Annotated in this window: 17 protein-coding genes and 3 pseudogenes; 7 read left to right on the top strand and 13 right to left on the bottom strand. The window is 62.5% G+C overall.

What is annotated here, in order from left to right; genetic code table 11:
• Positions 1-80 precede the first annotated feature (80 nt).
• Positions 81-752 (bottom strand): PadR family transcriptional regulator, encoded by a 672-nt coding sequence (locus EN885_RS06875; protein WP_095488946.1) that lies wholly within the window; start codon positions 750-752, stop codon positions 81-83.
• Positions 753-1,027: 275 nt separating this feature from the next.
• Between EN885_RS06875 and EN885_RS06870 the strand changes: the two are divergent.
• Positions 1,028-1,286, top strand: a pseudogene (locus EN885_RS06870) (DUF2798 domain-containing protein).
• Positions 1,287-1,364: 78 nt separating this feature from the next.
• Here the strand turns inward: EN885_RS06870 and EN885_RS06865 are convergent.
• From EN885_RS06865 to EN885_RS06840, 6 genes are all read right to left on the bottom strand, one after another.
• On the bottom strand, positions 1,365-1,745 hold the full coding sequence (locus EN885_RS06865) for a DCC1-like thiol-disulfide oxidoreductase family protein (protein ID WP_206616810.1): 381 nt from the start codon (positions 1,743-1,745) through the stop codon (positions 1,365-1,367).
• A 116-nt stretch (positions 1,746-1,861) separates the two neighbouring features.
• Complete coding sequence (locus tag EN885_RS06860; protein WP_095488945.1) at positions 1,862-2,497, bottom strand: sulfotransferase family 2 domain-containing protein; 636 nt, start codon at positions 2,495-2,497, stop codon at positions 1,862-1,864.
• 97 nt (positions 2,498-2,594) lie between these two features.
• Positions 2,595-2,888: a GYD domain-containing protein gene (locus tag EN885_RS06855; protein WP_095488944.1), complete on the bottom strand. Its 294-nt coding sequence runs from the start codon at positions 2,886-2,888 to the stop codon at positions 2,595-2,597.
• A gap of 209 nt (positions 2,889-3,097) precedes the next feature.
• Positions 3,098-5,119, bottom strand: a complete 2,022-nt coding sequence (rpoD, locus tag EN885_RS06850; protein ID WP_095488943.1) for an RNA polymerase sigma factor RpoD — start codon at positions 5,117-5,119, stop codon at positions 3,098-3,100.
• Positions 5,120-5,490: 371 nt separating this feature from the next.
• Positions 5,491-7,461, bottom strand: a complete 1,971-nt coding sequence (dnaG, locus tag EN885_RS06845; RefSeq protein ID WP_128243296.1) for a DNA primase — start codon at positions 7,459-7,461, stop codon at positions 5,491-5,493.
• Positions 7,462-7,618: 157 nt separating this feature from the next.
• Positions 7,619-7,990, bottom strand: coding sequence for an RcnB family protein (locus tag EN885_RS06840; RefSeq protein ID WP_126105360.1), 372 nt, complete (start codon positions 7,988-7,990; stop codon positions 7,619-7,621).
• A gap of 386 nt (positions 7,991-8,376) precedes the next feature.
• Between EN885_RS06840 and EN885_RS06835 the strand changes: the two genes are divergently transcribed.
• Both EN885_RS06835 and EN885_RS06830 read left to right on the top strand, forming a co-directional pair.
• On the top strand, positions 8,377-10,041 hold the full coding sequence (locus EN885_RS06835) for a Na/Pi cotransporter family protein (protein WP_126105359.1): 1,665 nt from the start codon (positions 8,377-8,379) through the stop codon (positions 10,039-10,041).
• A gap of 164 nt (positions 10,042-10,205) precedes the next feature.
• Positions 10,206-11,387, top strand: coding sequence for an MFS transporter (locus tag EN885_RS06830; protein WP_128243295.1), 1,182 nt, complete (start codon positions 10,206-10,208; stop codon positions 11,385-11,387).
• A gap of 36 nt (positions 11,388-11,423) precedes the next feature.
• Here the strand turns inward: EN885_RS06830 and EN885_RS06825 are convergent, their stop codons facing one another.
• Entirely contained in the window at positions 11,424-12,314 is an 891-nt protein-coding gene (locus EN885_RS06825; RefSeq protein ID WP_128243294.1) for a LysR family transcriptional regulator, read from the bottom strand.
• A 113-nt stretch (positions 12,315-12,427) separates the two neighbouring features.
• On the opposite strand from EN885_RS06825, the gene EN885_RS06820 reads away from it, so the two are divergent.
• Positions 12,428-13,276 carry an SDR family oxidoreductase gene (locus EN885_RS06820; RefSeq protein WP_128243293.1) on the top strand — a complete coding sequence of 283 codons (849 nt, stop codon included), beginning with the start codon at positions 12,428-12,430 and terminating at the stop codon, positions 13,274-13,276.
• Between the two features lie 65 nt (positions 13,277-13,341).
• On the opposite strand, the gene EN885_RS06815 is transcribed toward EN885_RS06820, so the two are convergent.
• Entirely contained in the window at positions 13,342-13,899 is a 558-nt protein-coding gene (locus EN885_RS06815) for a GNAT family N-acetyltransferase (RefSeq protein WP_128243292.1), read from the bottom strand.
• Between the two features lie 237 nt (positions 13,900-14,136).
• On the opposite strand from EN885_RS06815, the gene EN885_RS06810 reads away from it, so the two are divergent.
• Positions 14,137-14,589 carry a DUF1801 domain-containing protein gene (locus tag EN885_RS06810; RefSeq protein WP_127292111.1) on the top strand — a complete coding sequence of 151 codons (453 nt, stop codon included), beginning with the start codon at positions 14,137-14,139 and terminating at the stop codon, positions 14,587-14,589.
• A gap of 8 nt (positions 14,590-14,597) precedes the next feature.
• On the opposite strand, the gene EN885_RS06805 is transcribed toward EN885_RS06810, so the two are convergent.
• Complete coding sequence (locus tag EN885_RS06805; RefSeq protein WP_164897795.1) at positions 14,598-15,485, bottom strand: arginase family protein; 888 nt, start codon at positions 15,483-15,485, stop codon at positions 14,598-14,600.
• Between the two features lie 203 nt (positions 15,486-15,688).
• On the opposite strand from EN885_RS06805, the pseudogene EN885_RS06800 reads away from it, so the two are divergent.
• Positions 15,689-16,142: pseudogene (locus tag EN885_RS06800) on the top strand (DUF1801 domain-containing protein).
• 83 nt (positions 16,143-16,225) lie between these two features.
• Here the strand turns inward: EN885_RS06800 and EN885_RS06795 are convergent.
• Entirely contained in the window at positions 16,226-16,675 is a 450-nt protein-coding gene (locus EN885_RS06795; protein WP_128243290.1) for a GatB/YqeY domain-containing protein, read from the bottom strand.
• A gap of 280 nt (positions 16,676-16,955) precedes the next feature.
• On the opposite strand from EN885_RS06795, the gene carA reads away from it, so the two are divergent.
• Positions 16,956-18,173 (top strand): glutamine-hydrolyzing carbamoyl-phosphate synthase small subunit, encoded by a 1,218-nt coding sequence (gene carA / locus EN885_RS06790; RefSeq protein ID WP_128243289.1) that lies wholly within the window; start codon positions 16,956-16,958, stop codon positions 18,171-18,173.
• Position 18,174: 1 nt separating this feature from the next.
• Here the strand turns inward: carA and EN885_RS06785 are convergent.
• Together EN885_RS06785 and EN885_RS06780 are read right to left on the bottom strand one after the other, a co-directional pair.
• Positions 18,175-19,417 (bottom strand): annotated as a pseudogene (locus EN885_RS06785) (TCR/Tet family MFS transporter).
• Positions 19,418-19,611: 194 nt separating this feature from the next.
• Positions 19,612-20,553, bottom strand: a complete 942-nt coding sequence (locus EN885_RS06780; RefSeq protein ID WP_095488928.1) for a neutral zinc metallopeptidase — start codon at positions 20,551-20,553, stop codon at positions 19,612-19,614.
• Between the last annotated feature and the right edge of the window lie 40 nt (positions 20,554-20,593).

Below are 20,593 nucleotides of genomic sequence, written 5' to 3'. Positions count from 1 at the left end.
TAGCGTGGTGCAGGATGATTTTCACTAGCGGTCCTTAGGCAAACGGGCAAGGGGCCGCATCCGGCCCGGCCTACCAGAGATCAGTCGCGTGACAGCGCTTCCAGGGCTTCGGCGGCCCCTTCCAATATTCTGATCGCCTCGGCCTGTTTTTCAGCCGGCGCATCGACGATGTCACCGAGGGCTGCGCGCAGCCGGTGGCGCACTGCGCGGAATTCGTCGCGCTTTTCCGAACGGCCTCGGCCGCGCCGTCCGCCATCCTCGCCATCGTCGTTCCAGCCGAACCAGTCGCGCGCCTTTGCCATCTTGCGGCCGAAACGCTCGAGATGGTCGAGCACATGGTCGATCATCTCGCGATTGTCGTTGAGATGCGCCTGCCCTGCCTCGGTAATCGAAAACACCTTCTTGTTGCCTTCCGCCGACGAGACGGCATAGCCGGCCTCTTCCAGGAACGTCAGCGTCGGATAGACCACCCCCGGGCTCGGGCTGTAGACGCCGCTGGTGCGTTCCTCCAGCGCCTTGATGATGTCGTAGCCGTGGCGCGGAGCCTCGGCCAGCAGCGACAGCGTGATCAGTTTGAGATCGCCGTCGGCCAGCATACGTCCGGCGCGGAACATGTCGCCCGGCCCGCCGCGGCCGCCGCCCCTCATGCCGTGGCCAAATGGGCCGAAGCCGCCGCCACGGCCGCCGAACTTGCCGGCCATATGCATGAAAACGCGCTCGGCGCGCTCGCCGAAATGATGATGTCTGTGCATTGTCTGCTCCTTGAGTTATGTCTTACGATATATCTTAATTAGGCAGTCAAAGCGATCAGGTCAAGATATATCTTACGATGTATCTGGAAACGGTGCTAGCGGAATTGATTTCGTCAGCGAGCTTGGCTAGAAAGTGCGCGAGGGTCGAAGACCGTTCCGTAAGCGTCTGACGTCAAGCAACGCATCCACCCCGGTTCTTTCCGGGCAGTTACGCCGGAAGACCGGCGAAATGGATGCCATGCGACGGGACCGGACACTTCAGGGAAGAATCCCAAATGACCATAAAAACCGGGCGCAGGAAGCTGCCTGCGCGCTATGCTGCGATCGTCAGCCCGCTGGTATTGTCGCTGCTGATGACCTTCGTCGTGTCGTTCATCTCGACGCTGAAAAGCCTTGGGGTGCAGCCCAACCTGCCAGCCATCTGGCTGGCCGCCTGGGGGCCTGTCCTGGCTGGTGGCGTTTCCGACGCTGCTGCTGGTGCTGCCGGTGGTGCGCCGTATCGTCGACTGGCTGTGCGAGCCCGCAACCAGATAGGCGGATTTAGATGAGGCCCGGAGGCATCTCCGGGCCCTTTCGATGGTTGCCGCGAGCTGCTTTACGGATGAATACCGCTTACCAGCGGCCCTTGCGCCGGTTCCAGGCATAGAGAAGATCGGCGAAGCGATCATAGGCATAGCGCGTCAACGGCAGCGCGACGCGGTTGCCGAACATCGCCGCCAGCCAGCCCTCGCCCGGTGTTGCCAGCCAGACGGCAATTGCGACGTCGGCGCCGACCAGCAGTTTGCCGTCCGCATCGGTTGCATGCAGCCGGCGGCGGATGTCCTCCAGCGACACGCCGTATCCGGCCAGCGCCGACGGCTCGGCATTGATGTCGCGAAACGCTATCCGCCCGGCCTTGATCGCCTCGACCAGCCGCCGCTTCTGCCTGACGATGCCGGCATCGCAAACCGGACAACGGGTGTTGTACCAGATGGTCAGCAGAGGCTTGGGCATGTGTTTAGCGACCTGAAGGGCTGCGCTGACTATCCGGGAAATGTCCTTGCCCCGCAACGGTTCGGACCAGCCTGGCCGCGACGCGGCATCTTGCCGACGAATTGCGGTCTGAAAAGTCAGAATTTGTAGCCGAAGCGCTCGAAATCCCTGAAATAGAGCCGTCGCACGATGCTTTTCGCCTCGTCATCGTAGACCGCGCGATAATCGTAAGGTGTATTGACGTTTGACCGGGGAAGCTTCACCTCGCCCGGCAGATCAAGTCGTTCGACCAGCGCATTAAATTGCTCGGCCAGTGTTTCAAACCGCAAAATCTCGTCGATGATGAGGTTTCCGTGCCTGTCCGAAATCCAGCTCGTCTGGTCCACCCGCACAAGCCGGTTCTTGCGTTCGAGATAGCGCAGGAAAGCCTTGAAATCCAAGACCCTGGCTCTGTGCCAGCGCCGACCGGAGAGATAGTCGCGGCGGAAATAATAAGTCGAGACCGCAAGTTCGAAAGGGTTGCGCACGACGGCGAATTTGTAGGCGCTATCATAGATCTCCGCCGGCAGCTTGTGCTTCACCCAGCTTGCTTTGTCATGCTGCCTGAGGAACGCATTTTGAGGCGTTTCGCGCACGGGAAGATGTGACAGCAGGCGACGCCACTGCGTTCGCTGCGGTCTCAAGCTCCACGGACTTAGCGCACGGGTGAGCGAGGTCCCGGCCGTCTTCGGGATATGGATGAAAATGAAGTTCTTTTCGAGCGAAAGCAGCATTCTTCCTCATGATCGGCGGATCGGGCGCCGTCAAGCGGCGCCCGACCTTCCGATATCAGGAACTCGGCCTTGCGCGGGTCTGTAGCCGCGCAGCGTCTCACCCGAGCGAGGCGATGATCTCGCGATAGGCCAATTCCGGGAAAGCCTTGAGCGTCCGCGTCCTCACGTTACCGCCTGACGCCAGCATCAGCGAGAAACGAGCGAGCACCGCGTCGTCGGGCGCTTCGACGATCGCCACCATATCGCATTCGCCCATGGTGAGATAAAACGCCCTGAACGAGCCGCCCATGTCTCCCAGCAGCTTCTTGGCGGCATCGAGCCGCTTCGGCGACTCGCGCACATTTTTGGCGCCCTGCTCCGTCCAGTTGATCAGCACGATGTAGTTTGTCATGCACACCTCCCTCCGGGGCCTCGGAGCACGGCGTCACTGCCGGGGCGGGCATCCGGGTTTGTCGCCCAGAAAATGCATCCGACACCAGATTATCCTCCCACAGCAGGTGTGCCGCAAGAACAACCGCACCGTCTGCGAGACAATCTCTGTGCCGCGAACGAAAAAGGGCGCCGCAGCGCCCTTCAAATTGCTTATCCGGTACCCCGGCATCAGCTGTCGAGGAAGCTCCGCAGCTTGCGCGAGCGGCTCGGGTGCTTGAGCTTGCGCAGCGCCTTGGCTTCGATCTGGCGGATGCGCTCGCGGGTCACCGAGAACTGCTGGCCGACTTCCTCCAGCGTGTGGTCGGTGTTCATGCCGATGCCGAAACGCATTCTGAGCACGCGCTCTTCGCGCGGGGTGAGCGAAGCAAGCACCCGCGTCGTCGTTTCGCGCAGATTGGCCTGGATCGCAGCGTCGATCGGCAGGATCGCCATCTTGTCTTCGATGAAGTCGCCGAGATGCGAATCCTCCTCGTCGCCTACCGGCGTTTCGAGCGAGATCGGCTCCTTGGCGATCTTCAGCACCTTGCGCACTTTTTCCAGCGGCATGGCGAGCTTTTCTGCCAATTCCTCCGGCGTCGGCTCGCGGCCGATCTCGTGCAGCATCTGGCGCGAGGTGCGCACGATCTTGTTGATCGTCTCGATCATGTGCACCGGAATGCGGATGGTGCGCGCCTGGTCGGCGATCGAGCGGGTGATCGCCTGCCGGATCCACCAAGTCGCGTAGGTCGAGAACTTGTAACCGCGGCGGTATTCGAATTTGTCGACCGCCTTCATCAGGCCGATATTGCCTTCCTGGATCAGATCGAGGAACTGCAGGCCGCGATTGGTGTATTTCTTGGCGATGGAAATGACGAGGCGCAGATTGGCCTCCACCATTTCCTTCTTGGCGATCGCGGCTTCGCGCTCGCCCTTCTGCACCTGGTTGACGATCTTGCGGAACTCGAGGATCGAGATCGCCGTTTCGGTGGCGAGGTTCTGGATCTCGGCGCGCAGGTCGCGGATCGCATCCTTCTCGTTCTTGGTGAATTCCTTCCAGCCGCGCGAGGTCAGATTGCCGATCGAGCGCGTCCAGTTCGGATCGAGTTCCGAGCCCTGATACTCCTTCAGGAATTCCTCGCGGCGCACGCCATAGCTTTCGGCCAGCCGCAACAGCTTGCCTTCATTCTGCACCAGGCGCTTGTTGATGTCGTAGAGCTGCTCGACCAGCGCCTCGATGCGCGCCGTGTTTAGGGATAGCGACTTCACCGCCTTGATCAGCTGGTCCTTCAGCTCCTTCAGCCGGCGGTCCTGGCTGGGCGACAGCGTGCCGGCTGCGGCCAGCCGGTTCTCGACCTGCTGGTCCTGCAGCTTGCGCAACTTCTTATAGGTGTCGGCGATGACGTCGAGCGTCTCCATCACCTGCGGGCGCAGTTCCGCTTCCATCGCCGCCAGCGACAGGCTGGCCTCGTCCTCGTCTTCCTCGTCGTCATCAGTCAGACCGCGCGTGTCGGCGCCGACATTGGTGATGTCGTCCTCGTCCTCGCGTGAACGGCGCGGCTTTTCCTCGGTCTTGGCTTCCTCGATCCGCTCGACCACCGGCGCCTGCTTGGCCTCCGGCCCGGCATAGGTCGCTTCGAGGTCGATGATCTCGCGCAACAGAATCTTCGATTCATTGAGCTCGTCACGCCAGATGATGATGGCCTGGAACGTCAGCGGGCTTTCGCACAGGCCCGCGATCATCGTCTCGCGGCCGGCCTCGATGCGTTTGGCGATCGCGATTTCGCCCTCGCGCGACAGAAGCTCGACCGAGCCCATCTCGCGCAGATACATGCGAACCGGATCGTCGGTGCGATCGGTCGGCTCTTTCTTGGTGGTCGTCGCGGCAACGGCGGTGCCGGTCTGCTCGGCCAGCTCGTTGGCGTCTTCCTCGGCGTCGGCAGCCGCATCGGCGGCTTCGGGCTCCTCGCCCTGCTCGTCGTCCTCGACCACGTTGATGCCCATGTCGGAGAGCATGGCCATCGTGTCCTCGATCTGCTCGGAGGTCACTTCCTCCGAGGGCAGCACCGAATTCAGTTCGTCCATGGTGACATAGCCGCGCTTCTTGGCGGCCTTTATCATCTTCTTGACAGCATCGTCGGAAAGGTCGAGCAGAGGGCCATCGGTGGCGCCTTCGCGTTCGGTCTCGACCTCTTCCTTTTCTTTTGTCGCCATTCTTTATTTTCTCCAAGCGGCCGAGTATCAAGCCGCGTAAGCTGCCGTTCCGGTTAAATCAGATGCGCTCGCTCTAGAACGCGCTTCCCCGGGCCAGTAACTGCATCTCTCGTTAAGTCCAGATTAACCCTGGTATCTGTGGCAGGCCGAATGCCTGTCCAGTGACCGGTACCTCACATCGCTGCACTTCCCGTCGACGCCGGCGCGGGTTAACGTTTCGAATCGTCCTGATTCCGTCATTCTGCCAGAAGGTCAAGCGCCTCTCGCATGATTCGCATGAAAAAAGCGAATCAATTACCCGACTTAAAGCGCCGCGGCTGATTCGACGCGCAAGCACGGTCCTGCACTTTCACTCTTTCGTAAGCTTCGACCTACGCCCGCCCGGCCCTGCCCGAGGACACACCGAACCCTTCGATCAGCGCTTCCGTTGCTTGCACGTCACGAAATTGCGCCTGGATCTCGATGAGATGCCGGTAGTTTTCGTCCGTGGGATCGCTGGCGAGCGCCGCTTCCGCCTGTTTCAGCTCCTTATGTAAGGTGCGCGCGCTGCGCTGCAAGTGGAGGGCCTGGCTGAAGGCATCGCGGGCATCGTCAAGTCCGGCGGTTTCTAGCGCCGGCCATTGCCGCGCCCGCTTGATCAGCGCCACCGCGCGCGCCCAGATTTCGCCGCAGCCGGCCCGTTCGATCGTCGCGATCACCGCGTTGCGGTCGTTGGCCATGTCATGGGCCATCGCGTCGAGAATGGCCGCGTGCAATCGCTTCAGATCGGTGTTGGCGAGGTCGAGGAACTCGACATGGGCGAAATTCTCGTCGATCAACGCCGGATGATTAACAAGAGCTGCAATGATCGTCGCCTCGCGCACCGACATTCCCTCGCTGCTGCGCTTGACCAGCGCCGAACGGCCGAGGCTTTCGGTGATCGCGGTACGTCCACCGCCGCCGCGTGCGAACTGTCCGCCAGGAGCTGAGCCCTTGCCCTGAAAGCGCTCGCCGGGCCGCCCACCTTGACGCCCATCTTGACGACGCTCTTGGCGCCCGCGCTGGGCACCAAAAAAGCTTAGCACCCGCTCGCGCATTTCCTGTTGGTAGTGATAGCGCAAGCTCTCGTCGCGGATGCGGCTGGTCAGTTCGCGCAGCGTCTTTTCCAGTTCCGCCCGCCGCTCCGGCGTGTCGAAGATGCCGCCGGCCGTTTCGCGCACCCACAAAAGGTCGGCGAGCGGCCGCGCCTCGGAAAGCACCGCGCGAAACGCGTCCGGCCCATCGGCCTTGACCAGATCGTCGGGGTCCTTGCCTTCGGGTAGAAGAGCAAAGCGCACCGAGCGGCCTGCCTGAACCGCCGGCAGCGCCATATCGGCGGCGCGCCATGCCGCCTTCAGTCCGGCCTGGTCGCCGTCGAAGCACAGCACCGGCTCGCCGGCCATGCGCCACAGGAGCTCGAGCTGGTTTTCGGTCAAAGCGGTGCCGAGCGGCGCCACGACATTTTCGAAACCGGCCTGCGCCAACGCGATCACGTCCATATAACCTTCGACGGCGATGACCGTGCCGCCCTTGGCCAGCGCCCCCTTTGCCAGCGCTTGGCGCGCACGGGCGAAATTGTAGAGCACATTGCCCTTGTGGAAGAGCTCGGTGTCGGGCGAATTCATGTATTTGGCGAGCGCATCGGCTGCCAGCGCCCGCCCGCCAAAGGCGATTATCTTGCCTCTGGAATCCGGGATCGGGAACATGATGCGGTCGCGGAACCAGTCGTAGGAAACCGGAACGTCGTCGCCATGGCGCACCAGCCCGCATGCCTCGATGTCGGCTTTGGGCACGCCCTTGGCGGCAAGATGCTCCTTCAGCGCGTTGCGGCTGTCAGGCGCATAGCCGAGCCGGAACGATTGCTGCGTCGCCGGCGTCAGCCCTCGGTCGCGCAGATAGGCGCGGGCTTTTGCGCCTTCCGCGCCCTGCAGCCGCTCCTGGAAGAAGGCGGTCGCCATCTCCATGACATCGGTCAGGCTGGCGCGTTCCTTTTCGCGCCGTTCCTCCTGGGCATCGCGAACCGGCATCGGCACGCCGGCCATGTCGGCGATCTTCTCGACCGCTTCGGGAAAGCTCATCCCGTCGAGTTCGGTCAGGAACTTGAAATGGTCGCCCGAAACCGAGCAGCCGAAGCAATGGTAGCGGCCCTTCTTGTCCTCGCAATGGAAGGACGGGCTCTTCTCGCCATGAAACGGACAGCACGCCCAATAATCGCCGCGCGGCGCGTTGGTCTTCTTCCTGTCCCACGCAACGCGCTGGCCGATCACCGATGAAATCGGCACGCGGTCGCGTATCTCGTCGAGGAAGGCAGGTGGAAAGCGCATCGGGAACGGCTCGTTTGGCCTCCATATAATCACGCCGGCGAAACCCGACGACTCCTAATGCGCAACCATACCCGGTTTTCACAGGGCACAAAGAAGGCGGCCTCTGCGGGCCGCCTTCTTTCCCATTCCGGCGTAGTGCCGGTCGACCTTTTGACGGTTAATGCGTGGCGATCGCGCCGAAGATGATGCCGGAGACGACGCTGACCAACAGATAGTCGTTGCCGACGCGGATCCATTCCTGGCCACGGCCCGGACGACGCAGGCCATAGTGGCGATAGTCGCGGATCGGCTGGTGGCGCTTCCAGCTGGAATATTTCTGGCCGTTGCGCCAATGGTTCCTCTTTACGACGACTTTCTTCTTCACCACGACGCGCTTCTTCACGTCGACATGCTTGCCGGGCTTCTGCCAGTCAACCTGGCTGTAGGTCGACTGCGGTGCATTCGGCGTGTTCAGCGGCGCTGCCTGGCCCTGCAGCGACGTGGCAGCCAGCATCGAGAGGGCGACTGCGGAAAGAACGATGCGTTTCATGACGGGTACTCCTTGGTTGTCGATGCCTGAGGAATAGAGCCCGAAGAATGAACCGGAACTGAACGTTCAGATTACGTTTTCGTAATGATTTCTTATATTTAGACTACCTAATTCAACACCCTGCTCAAACTGGATCTGAAGGTGTCGCCTGCTCTTGACCGCGCGGCCGTCCGCAAGCCGGCCGGCAATGCAACCATTTTGCGATCCATCCATTTCCGACACGCCCTGTCGCGCGCCAACAGCCACCCGAATTGGGCAAAATTTATTATCCGGCTAAAAGTAATCGGAGTAGTATCAACCCTTGCAATGTCCTTGATTCGCACCCTCTTTTGCCCCTTTGCCATCACGATGCCCGCATCGCTGGCGCGTCGGATTGCGAGCCTGATATGAGCGGCTCCGTCGTTTTGCTGCATCTTGCCGGCGCGGTGGCGCTGATGCTGTTTGCCACCCGCCTGGTGAAGACAGGTGTCGAGCGCGCCTATGGCGATCTGCTGCGCCACAAGCTGCGCGCCACCATGCGCAATCCTTTCATGGCGGTTCTGGCCGGCTGCGGCTTGGCGATCGCGCTGCAAAGCTCCACCGCCGTCACCTTGCTGGTCGGCTCCTTCGCCGGCGCCGGCATCGTCAGCGGCATGTCGGGCCAGCTTGCCGTGCGCGGCGCCGAGATCGGCTCGGCGCTGGTGGTCAAGCTGCTCACCTTCGATCTGTCGCTGCTCGTGCCGATCTGCCTTGTCGCCGGGACTGTCATGTTCATGGCCACCGAGCGCCGCGACTGGCGCCAGTTCGGCCGTATCCTGGTCGGCATCGGCCTGCTGGTGTTGTCGCTGGAAATGATCGGCCAGGCGTCGGAGCCGCTGCGCCAGAGTTCGCTGATGCCGGTTATCGTCGACTACTTCTCCGGCGACCCGGTCACCGCCTATCTCCTGGCGGCGCTGGTCACCTGGCTGTTCCATTCCTCGATCGCCGCCGTCCTGCTGATGGTGACGCTGGCCGGCCGCGGCTTCATCCCGCCCGAACTCGGCATCGTGCTGGTGCTCGGCGTCAATCTCGGCTCGTCGATCATCGCGCCGCTGCTCACCCGCAACGCGGAACCGGGTGTGCGTGTCGTTCCGATCGGCAATCTCCTGATGCGCGGCATGGGCTCTCTGGCCATGCTGATCCTGTTCCTATGGTCGAAGCCGCCGGTTGCCTTTCTCGGCGCCACCGTGCCCGACCAGATCGTCAACGCGCATATCCTCTTCAACATCCTGATCCTGGTTGCCGGCCTGCCCCTGGCCGGTCTCGTCTACCGCGCTTCGGAAAAGATCGTGGCGCTCGGCACCAAACCGGCGCCGGCCGACGCGCTCGACGTCGTCGAACTGTCCGCGCTCAACGACAGCGCCCTGGACGTGCCAAGCCAAGCGCTGGCCAACGCCACCCGTGAAGTGGTGCGGGTCTGCGAGACGGTCGAGATCATGTTGAAGCGCATCATCGAGCTCTATGAGAGTGCCGACGCCGACAAGATCAAGGCGCTGGCCGCGCTCGACGACCGCGTCGACAAGAAGCACGCCGCGATAAAGCTCTATCTGGCCAAGGTCACCAAGAACCCGCTGAGCGAAGACGAGGCGCTGCGTTGCCAGGAGCTGATCGGCGCCTGCGTCAAGCTCGAACAGGTCGGCGACATCATCGTGCGCAACATGCTGGTGCATGTCAGGAAGAAGCTCGAGCGCGGACTGGAATTCACGCCCGAGGGCTGGCGCGAGCTTAGCGCCTTCCACGCTTCGGTGCTCGCCAACGCACGGCTTGCCTTCAACGTGCTGGTCTCGCGCGATCCCGAGACCGCCCGCCAGCTGGTGCTGGAAAAGGACCGGCTGCGCGACCGCGAGAAGGAGACCAGCGCCAGCCATTTCGTGCGGCTGCGCGACGGCACCGCCAAGAGTGTCGAGACCAGTTCCATCCATCTCGACACCATCCGCGACTTGAAGCAGATCAACTCGCTGCTCGCTTCGATGGCCTATCCCGTGCTCGAGGAACGCGGCCTGCTCACCGGCTCGCGGCTGAAGGCCGGATAGGCGTTGACGCTGTTTCCTCTCTCCCCTTGTTGTTGGGAGAAGGAAAAACCGCCGCAACCGCCCCCGATCAAGAAAACCTAAAGCGGCGTCGACAATTTCTGGATTGCCGGCGGCTCTCGTTCGTGATTTGAGGCTGTCCCATCCAAGGATCGCCTTCCCGCGCCATGCTTCCCCTCATCGCCCTGTTCATCGCCGCATTCGCGTTCGGCACCACCGAGTTCGTCATCGCCGGTGTGCTGCCGCAGGTGGCGGATGGCCTTGGCGTTTCCATCCCGACTGCCGGCTACCTTGTCTCGGGCTACGCCGGCGGCATCGCAATCGGCGGACCGCTGCTGACGCTCGCCACCAAGGCGATTTCCCGCAAGGCCTTGCTGCTTGGCCTTGCCGCAGCCTTCACCATCGGCCAGGCCGCCTGCGCACTTGCACCCGACTTCGCCTCCATGTTGCTGTTTCGGATTGCGGTGGCCGTGGCGCACGGCGCCTATTTCGGCGTCGCGATGGTGGTGGCGGTCGGCCTGGTCCGCCAGGACCAGCGTGGAATGGCCGTTGCGCTCATCCTGTCGGGCCTGACGGTCTCCAATGTCATCGGCGTGCCGGCCGGCACGGCGATCGGCAATGTCTGGGGGTGGCGCGCGACGTTCTGGGTGATGTGCGCGCTTGGCATGGTATCCATCGCAGCAATCACCGCCCTGCTGCCGCGCAAGACGGGTTCGTCGCGCCAGTCCGTCAGCTTCGGCAGCGAGGTACGCGTGCTCGCACGCCAGCAGGTCTGGACATCGCTGATCCTCATGCTGATGCTGATGATCGGCCAGTTCGGCCTGTTCACCTACATCACACCGACGCTGCTTGAAATCACTGGCCTCGATGAGGACCTGGTGCCCTGGGTGCTCCTGCTCAACGGGGTCGGCGCGACGATCGGCGTCTTTCTTGGCGGGCGGCTCGCCGACTGGAAACTAATGCCGTCGCTCATCACCATGCTTTTCATGCAGGCGGTGACACTTGCCGTCATTTACGCCGTCAGCCCGTACCCGGTGCCGATGGTGGTGGCGATCATTATCTGGGGCGGTCTCAGCTTTGCCATCGGCACGCCGATCCAGACCCGTATCCTGACCTGGACGGCGGATGCCTCCAACCTCGCCTCATCGCTCATCCCGGCCGGCTTCAATGTCGGCATCGCGCTGGCCGCCTCGCTCGGCGCCGCCATGCTCAATGCCGGCTATGGCTATCGCAGCCTGCCGGTGGTTGGCGCCATGGCCATGCTGGTCGCTGTGGTAGTCGCATTTGCCTCGCATATCCAGGAGTGGCGCAGCAGTGCGACACCGCCTCTGCCGGCCGCAGCCGAATAGGCGGCGCCACGCCTCGTAGACGACAGACGTGCCTCGTCAGTTCGTCTCTTTCAGCACGTCGATGAAGGCGCGCAGGGCCGGCGGCACGAGGCGATGACCGGGATAGTAGAGGAATAGGCCGGGAATCGCCGGACACCAATCCTCCAACAGACTGACGAGCGCTCCCTGTTCGATGTAAGATTGAGCAGATTTGTCGGAGATATAAGCGACACCCAAACCACCGACCGCTGCCTCAGCCATCAGTTCCATATGGTCGAGCGTAAGCACGCCCGGGACATCGATGGAGATTTCCTGGCCGTGTTTCTCGAATTCCCAGCGGTAGGGCTTGCCACTCGGCAGGCGGAATCGGATGCAGGTGTGATTCCTCAGGTCGTCCGGCACCCGAGGAATTTTGCGGGTGGCGAGATAGGTCGGCGAGGCGACGGCAATGAAGCGCGTCGCCCCACCGAAGCGTACCGCAACCATGTCCTGTGGCACGGCCTCGCCAAGGCGGATGCCTGCGTCGAAGCCTTCGGCTACAATATCGACCAGCCTTCCCTCGGTAACGAGGTCGAGCGAAACTTGTGGGTAGCGCGCAAGAAAAGCTGGCACAGTGGATTTAAGCAGCATTCGGGCTGCGATCTCGCTGGAATTGATCCGCAGCGTACCTGCTGGGAGGCTGCGGAAGTTGTCCACCTCCGCAAGGGCCGCGTCTATGTCCCGCAACAGCGGCTGCAGGCGCGCGACGAGCCGTGCGCCGGCCTCTGTCGGTGCCACGCTGCGCGTGGTGCGATTGAGCAGGCGCACGCCCATGTCCCGTTCTAACGCCCGCATCATGTGACTGAGCGTCGAGGGCGATAGTCCGAGATCGTCCGCCGCCTTGCGAAAGCTGCGGTGGGAGACAATTGCCGCAAGCGCGGTCAGCTCGGGAAGCCCGGGTCCACTCATGGGAAATGTTCATCAGCTCGTGCAAGATTGGGTGGATAGTACCATGAATTGGAAGGGATATCTTGCGTGGAGATAGCCGCGATCACGCGGCTTGGCGAATAAGGACTTCTCCCATGACCAAGATTTCTCCCGCAACCAGGACATGGTTCATCACTGGCACTTCCTCCGGCTTCGGGTGGCTCCTGACGGAAACGCTTCTGGCCCGCGGCGACCGGGTGGCCGCGACTGTGCGCAAGCCGGAGGCGCTTGCCGGCCTGAAGGCAGATTATGGCGATCGCCTTTGGATCGCCTCGCTTGACGTTACCGACACCGGCGCAATGCGGCGGACGATCGACAAGGCTTTTCACGATCTGGGCCGCATCGATGTCATTGTCAGCAATGCGGGCTATGGCCTGTTTGGCGCGGCGGAAGAATTGGACGACGATCAGATCCGCCATCTGATCGATACCAACCTCATCGGCTCGATCCAGCTCATCCGCGCCGTGCTCCCGCATCTAAGAAAACAGGGCGGCGGCCGGATTCTGCAAATCTCCTCGGAAGGCGGACAGATGGCTTATCCTGGTTTCAGCCTCTATCACGCCACCAAATGGGGCATCGAAGGCTTTGTCGAATCCGTCCGGCAGGAGGTTGCGCCGTTTGGCATCGCCTTCACGATCGTCGAGCCCGGGCCGACGCGGACAAACTTTGCGGCCGGTTTGGTTAGTGCCAAGCCGACGGGCGCCTATGTGAATACGCCGGTCGGTGACCTGCGCGGGGCTTTTGCCGAAGGCTCCTTCGAGGTAAAGGGCGATGCGCAGAAGATGGTCGAAGCGATGGTAGCCTCAGTCCAACAGAACCTCGCTCCCCCGCGGTTGACGTTCGGCGCCGCCGCCTATGCCTCGATCAGCAGCGCGCTCCAGGGCAGGCTCGCCGAACTCGAAGCCCAGAGGGATATTGCATTGTCGATGGATTTCGACAGCTGACGGATGAGGTAAGGTTGACTTGCCAACGCTGCGGCAGCGTTGGCTGAAAACCTGCGGACCAGATTTTACAAATCGATCCGGTAGCGCAGGCTTTCGGCACCGCCATAGGCAGCGTCCTCGAAGAAACGCCCGACGAGCCGGCCGCCATTGACCAGCACCACCTTCTGCGAGGCGAGATTACCCGGCTTGGCGGTGATCTCGACGAAGGGCAGGCCGAGCGCCCTCGCCTCGCCGAGCATCAGCCGCAGCGCCTCGGTCGCATAGCCGCGCCGCCGCTTCCACGGCACCACCGCGTAGCCGATATGGCCGAGCACATGCGGCGGCAGCTCGGCGGTGCCGCGTTGCCAGCGAAAGCCGATCGAGCCAGCGACTTCGCCGTCCCAGATCCAGCGCCGGAACCCCGGCAGGCGTGGCACTTTCGTCCCATCGGTCAAGGTGATCGGACCAGCCCTGGCCTCGGGGTCGTCGAAACCGGCGAGGAAAGCCACCGAATCCTTTTCGATGGCCGCAAGCTGCTCGCGCACCGCCTCCATCAGCCGCACATTGTCCGGCGACCAGCCGCGCTCAAGGGCGGCCTTGTAGGACGGCAGATGTTCAAGCGCCGGTTTGACGAGTTCGATCATGACGTGCGACCGATCCGCTGGGCGTCCCCAGTCATCCAAGTCGATTCCCTGGCAAAAGGATAGACCGCTTGCCGCCGGCAGGCATCCGTGCCGTTCGCCTCCGCGATGTCCGCCTGTGGGGAAGAACCTGTGGGCTTATGGGTTTGGGCAGAGATCGATAGGATTCGGAAGTTGATCTTCAGGGGCGGCTTTCTAAAATCAAGCATCATCGATGGGTCTACCACTGGAGTGAACACAATGGCCGGCAACACGTCTGAGAAGTCGGCGAAGGCCGCCGAGCGGGTCGCGACGAAGCCGACCCTCCTCTCGGGCGGCAACCCTCAGATCCCGAAGGGCTACGGCGATGCTCCCGTGCAGGCCTACATCGCGGCCATGCCGGGGTGGAAAAGCGATGTGGGGCGGCGCCTCGACGCGATCATCGTGCGCACCGTCCCCGGCGTGCACAAGGCAGTCAAATGGAACTCGCCTTTTTACGGCATCGAGGGCCAAGGCTGGTTTCTGTCGTTCCATGTCTTTACCCGCTACGTTAAAGTGACCTTCTTCCGGGGCACGTCGCTGCGCCCTGTTCCTCCCGGCGAGTCCAAGCACAAGGAAGTGCGCTACCTCGACGTCTATGAGGACCAACTCGACGAAGCTCAGTTCGCCGCTTGGGTGAAGCAAGCCAGCCAATTGCCCGGCGAACGACTGTGAGATGCGAGTTAGCCAAGGGCGTCCGCAAGCACCTCATTCAAGCGTGCGAACGCGGCGGTCTCGTCTGGCGCATGGGCCGGATTAACCTCTGTGATGGTCAGACCGCGCCATTGCGGCAGGGCGGCCAACTGCTTTAGCACGAAGGCGGCTTGCTCCAATTTGAGACCGTCGCAACGGCGCACATTCTCAGCAATTGGAAAATCGACAAAGGAGAGTACATCGACATCGAAGTGGATCAGCACGCAGTCAAAGCGCGCCGCCCATTCGGCCGCGCGCGCCGCCGCCTCGATATCATTCAAAGCTTCCTCACGCGATATAACCTTGATCGCGTTATCTCTGATCGTCGCGGCTTCGGGCGGAGTGATGTTCTCGACGCCGAAATAGAGGAGCTGCTGAGGCACGAGCATCGGACGGGTTGGGCCGAGCCTAGCGAGCGAAGGCTCGCATCCCGAAATATTGAGCAGATGAGCGACACCCGTCCAATCCAAGGCGCCGTCGCTCGTGTCGGGTGTGTTGAGATCGGCGTCGAAGTCTATGTAGACGAGTCCAATCCGCGCGCCGGCTGCGTTTGCTCCGGCGACCGTTCCCAGCTCCACAGTACAATCCCCGCCTAAAACAAGCACGTCTTCCTGCGCTGCGATCGCCGTCGCCACGTTGCTTGCGACCAAGTCACAGGCGTGGCGCACGGCCTCCAGGTTCATAGCCTGCGGCTGCGAGGGATCCGGTCGCCATCGGAACGATGCAACATCGCCATGATCCCTGATGGTTCGGCCTCGGCTCACGAGCGCCTCTGCAAGCCCATGTCGCCGAAAGGCGGCGGGGGCTTGTTCCTGCCCCGGCGAATAGGCGCCGGCGCTGGTGGCGGCGCCGATAATGTTCAACAAACGCGCTGCCAAATCGAAGCTCCATTTTCGGATGATCCTCGTTGCAAAACGTGTCCGGAGGGAGGAAGGTTCCTGCTCGACGTTGAGAGTTTGGCGCCGGAATTGGCATCAGGCCCAGGCGTTTCGCGCCGGAATGGCAAACGGCTTGCACGTCGATGCCGTCGAGAGACGCCAGACGCCGAGCCTGCACAAAACCACCGGGATCTAGTACAATCATGACCAAAGCGACAACAGCCATGAAGAAGAGCGGCTCGAAGGAAGGAGAAAACACTCCCTCTCAGTTGATAGATGCGAGAATCAACGAGCTGAGCGATTGGCGGGGCGAGGTGCTCGCTCGGGTCCGAGCTCTCATCAAGCAGGCCGACCCCGAAGTGGTCGAGGAGTGGAAGTGGAGAGGGGTTCCGGTGTGGGAGCACGCCGGAATAATCTGCACCGGTGAGACGTACAAGAATGTCGTGAAGATGACCTTCGCCAAGGGCGCCTCGCTGGAAGACCCTGCAGGCCTCTTCAACTCCAGCCTCGAAGGCAACACCAGACGCGCCATCGATATTCCATGAGGGCGACAAGATCGATGAAGAGGCATTGAAGGCGCTCATTCGCGCCGCCGTGGCACTGAACATGTCGGTGCGAGCTACCGCCCGCTCTCAGAAGAGATCGAAGAGCACTTGAGGATCATCCGCATCCAGCCAGACTCACTCCTCGCGGTCCCCTCCCTCAAGGCCTTACGAGCATCGCTCCAGCGGGAAAAATCCCTACTGCAGCAGTCCCTTGACCATGCCGCTCGCCTTGGAGAAATCCATCTGGCCGGCATATTTCTCCTTGAGCACGGCCATCACCTTGCCCATGTCCTTGACGCCGCTGGCGCCGGTCTCGGCGATGGCGGCGCGGATCGCCGTTTCGGTCTCGGCCTGGCCCAGTTGCGTCGGCAGGAAATCGCGGATGATAGCCATCTCGTCGCGCTCCTGCGCGGCAAGCTCCGGCCGCTTGCCGTCGTCGAACGCCTTTGCCGACTCCTCGCGCTGCTTCACCATCTTGGCCAGTATCTGCAGGATCTCGTCATCGCTGGCCGGCTCCTTGCCGGCGCCGCGATTCGCGATGTCGCGATCGTGAATGGCCGCCTGGATCAGCCGCAAGGTCGGCAGCCGGCGCTTGTCCTGCGCCTTCATCGCGCTCTTCAGGGATTCGGCGATTTTGCCGCGCATGGTGCTTTCTCCTTCGATCCGGCGCGGACAATACCCTTGCCCAAAGCCCAAGGCAAATTCGGTACTGACCGGCAACTGCCTGATATCGTTCAATGAAATAAATCCATGCCGTTCGGCATGGCCTCATTGACCGTTCTGGCGCCTTATCCTATGTACTGGGCCTTGCATGAGCTGAATTTTTGTTGCGCGCGCTGGCTGCGAAATCGCCGCTGCGCGCGGTTTGCTGCGCAGAGTGGTCCGCCGGACCGATTGAAGGGCGCAGCCTTTTAGGAGTGCCGCCATGGCAACGATGACCGCCGCGTCGACCCCCCCTTGGGCCACCGAGAAGCCGACCGCCTTGCTGGTGCTGGCCGACGGCACCGTCATTGAGGGTCGCGGTCTTGGCGCCACCGGCTCCGCCGTTGCCGAGGTTTGCTTCAACACCGCGCTGACAGGCTATCAGGAAATCCTCACCGATCCGTCCTATGCCGGCCAGATCGTCACCTTCACCTTTCCGCATATCGGCAATATCGGCACCAATGACGAGGACATCGAGGATCTCAACCCGGTTGCCCGCGCCGGCGCCGTCGGCGCCGTGTTCAAGGCGGACGTCACCAACCCGTCCAGCTATCGCGCCGCAGCTGGTCTCGACCAGTGGCTGAAGAAACGCGGCATCGTAGCGCTTTCAGGCATCGACACCCGCGCGCTTACCGCGCTGATCCGTGAAAAGGGCATGCCCAACGCCGTCATCGCGCACGCGCCCGACGGCATCTTCGACATCGACGATCTGAAGCGCCGCGCCGCCGCCTGGTCCGGCCTGATCGGGCTTGATCTGGCCAAAGACGTCACTTCCGGCCAGTCCTCGATCTGGCGCGAGACGCCCTGGGTCTGGGACGAGGGCTTTGGCGAACAGATCGATCCGTCCATGCATGTCGTCGCTATCGACTACGGCGTCAAGCGCAACATATTGCGCCTGCTTGCCGGTCTTGGCGCCAAGGTCACCGTGGTGCCGGCCAACACCGGCGCCGAGGAGATCCTCGCCATGCGGCCCGACGGCATCTTTCTCTCCAACGGTCCCGGTGATCCGGAAGCCACCGGCGACTACGCCGTTCCGGTCATCCAGGACCTGCTGAAGACCGACATCCCGGTTTTCGGCATCTGCCTGGGCCACCAGATGCTGGCGCTGGCGCTGGGTGGCAAGACCGCCAAAATGCATCAGGGCCATCACGGCGCCAACCATCCGGTCAAGGATCACACCACCGGCAAGGTCGAGATCGTCTCGATGAATCACGGCTTTGCCGTCGATGCCGACTCGTTGCCGAGCGGCGTCGAAGAAACCCATGTCTCGCTGTTCGACGGCTCGAATTGCGGCATCACTCTGACAGGCAGGCCGGTCTTCTCGGTCCAGCATCATCCCGAAGCCTCGCCCGGCCCACAGGATTCGCACTATCTGTTCCGTCGCTTCGTCAATCTCATCCGCGAAAAGCGCGGCGAGCCGGCGCTGGCCGAGCGCGCCTGATTCAGGTTCGCACCGTCGCCGTCGTGACGTCCTTCACCGCGACCGGTCTTTCGACCCTGAGCACGAATGCTATTAACGACAAGGCAAGAAAAATGCCGCCGAGCACAAAGGGCGCGCCGCCGAACACCACCGGCGCGCTCGGCCCGGTGAACCAGGCGAAGATTCCGGTATAAAGCAGCGGCGTGATGATGCTGGTGATCGAAAACACGCTCGTCATCGCACCTTGCAATTCGCCCTGCGCGGAGGGCGGCACCTTGGCCGCCGCCAGGCTCCGCAGCGGCGGGTCGGCCAGCGCCTCGAGGCAGGTCGCCACGATCACCGCATAGATCATCCATCCCTTCCATGCCGCAGCATAGCCGAAGGCGGCGAGCGCGGTAAAAGCAAGACCGATGGCGGCGGTCCGCCATTCGCCGAGCCGTGGAATGACGCGCGGCAGGACAAAACCCATCACCAGTGCCCCGCCAAGACCGAAGACGCCGAGCGAGAGGCCGATCTGCTGTTCGCTCCAGCCATAGCGGTAACTGCCGACGAACGACCACACGGCAGGGTACATCATGTGGCCGAGCGTCATCAGGAAGAACACCAGCCCGATCCAGCCGATGCCATGATAGTTGCGCATCTGCTTGAGGGCGCCGAGAGGATTGGCGCGGCCGACGCCGATGGTGCTGCTCCAGCGTTTCCGGCAGGAAGAACCAGCCGACGATGAAGTTGATGAGTGCAAGCCCCGCCGCGCCCCAGAACGGCACGCGCGGCCCGAATTCGCCAAGCAACCCGCCCAGCACCGGGCCGATGATGAACCCGACACCGAAGGCGATGCCAAGCAGGCCGAAATTCTTCGCCCTGTTCTCGTCGGTGCTGATATCGGCGATGAAGGCGGAGGCGGTCGAGTAGCTGGCGCCGCTGATGCCGGCCAGCACCCGGCCGATGAACAGAACAGAATAGGACCAGGCCACCGCGCAAATCAGATTGTCGATGGCGAAGGTCAGCACTGAGGCCAGCAGGATCGGGCGGCGCCCGAAGCGGTCGCTGAGATTGCCGACCAGCGGCGCGAACAGGAACTGCATGGCCGCATAGACGAAGAACAGCCAGCCCCCCTCGATCGCCGCTTCGCTGACACCAACGCCGGTCAGCTCCTGCAGATAGGCCGGCAGCACCGGCATGATGATGCCGATGCCGGTGATGTCGAGCAACAGCGTGGTGAAAACAAGCGCAAGACCCCGCCTGGCGGTTTTGGCTTCGATCATGACGGTATCGACTCCTGGCGCCGCCTCGGAGCGAAGGCGAAAGAACTCGTTATAGGCGAGTCAGCCACGCAGAACAATAAGGGAACGCGCCAGGGATTTTGATCCTGACATCAACTGTCGACATGAGTGCGGCCACGTCCTGCAGCGCCGCCCGCCGCTTCAACGGTCACTTCAACAGGAAAGCCCGAATGCCCTCAGATGGGGGTGTTGAACGTATCGCAATCCGAGAGCTTGCCGCTCCTGTAGCCGCGCGCCAGCCAGGTCTGCCGCTGCTGCGACGTACCATGGTTGAAGCTTTCCGGAATGACGTAGCCCTGCATCTTCTTCTGCATCGTGTCGTCGCCGATCTGCTGGGCGGCGTTCAGCGCCTCTTCCATATCACCCTGTTCCAGGATGCCTTTTTGCCCGGTGAAATGCGCCCAGACGCCGGCGAAGCAGTCGGCCTGGAGCTCGACCTGCACCGACATGTGGTTGGATTCGGCCTCGCCCATCTGCTGGCGCATCTGGTTGAACTTGGGCAGGATGCCGGTGAGGTTCTGCACATGATGGCCGACCTCATGCGCGATCACATAGGCCTGGGCGAAATCGCCCGAGGCGCCGAATTGCTGGTCGAGCTGCTGAAAGAAGGTGGTGTCGAGATAGACCTTGCGGTCGCCGGGACAGTAGAAAGGTCCGGCCGCAGACGAGGCGGAGCCGCAGGCCGAGCGGATTTGTCCGCTGAACAGAACCAGCTTCGGATCTTCGTAGGTCAGGCCGTTGGCCTGGAAAATGCCGCTCCAGGTATCCTCGGTCTCGGCCAGCACGGTCGAGACGAACTGCTTCATCTCGTCGGAGGCCGGCGCACCGGTGCCACCGCCCTGCTCGCCGCTATTGTCGGTGATCTGGCCGCCGCCGCCCGGCGCCAGGCCGCCATCGCCGCCGGCCAGGATCTGCAGCGGATCGATGCCGAAGGCCTTCAGTCCGAAGTAGAGGACCACGAGAATGACGATGGTCGACAGCGACATTCCGCCGCCAGAGCGGCCGCCGACCGGGATGCGGAACCGGCCGGGGCCGCCGCCCGGCAGGTTGAACCCGCCGCCGCTCTGACCACGTTGGTCCTGGACATTGTCACTTTGACGACGACCCTTCCAGAGCATGGCAAATCCTCGTGGTGCAAATTTCCGGTCGATCGGGGCC

The organism is Mesorhizobium sp. M6A.T.Cr.TU.014.01.1.1 (genome assembly GCF_004022765.1).
GTDB lineage: Bacteria > Pseudomonadota > Alphaproteobacteria > Rhizobiales > Rhizobiaceae > Mesorhizobium > Mesorhizobium mediterraneum.
The sequence above is the reverse complement of the archived record's forward strand: the minus strand, read 5'-3'. Positions and strand labels throughout refer to the sequence as shown.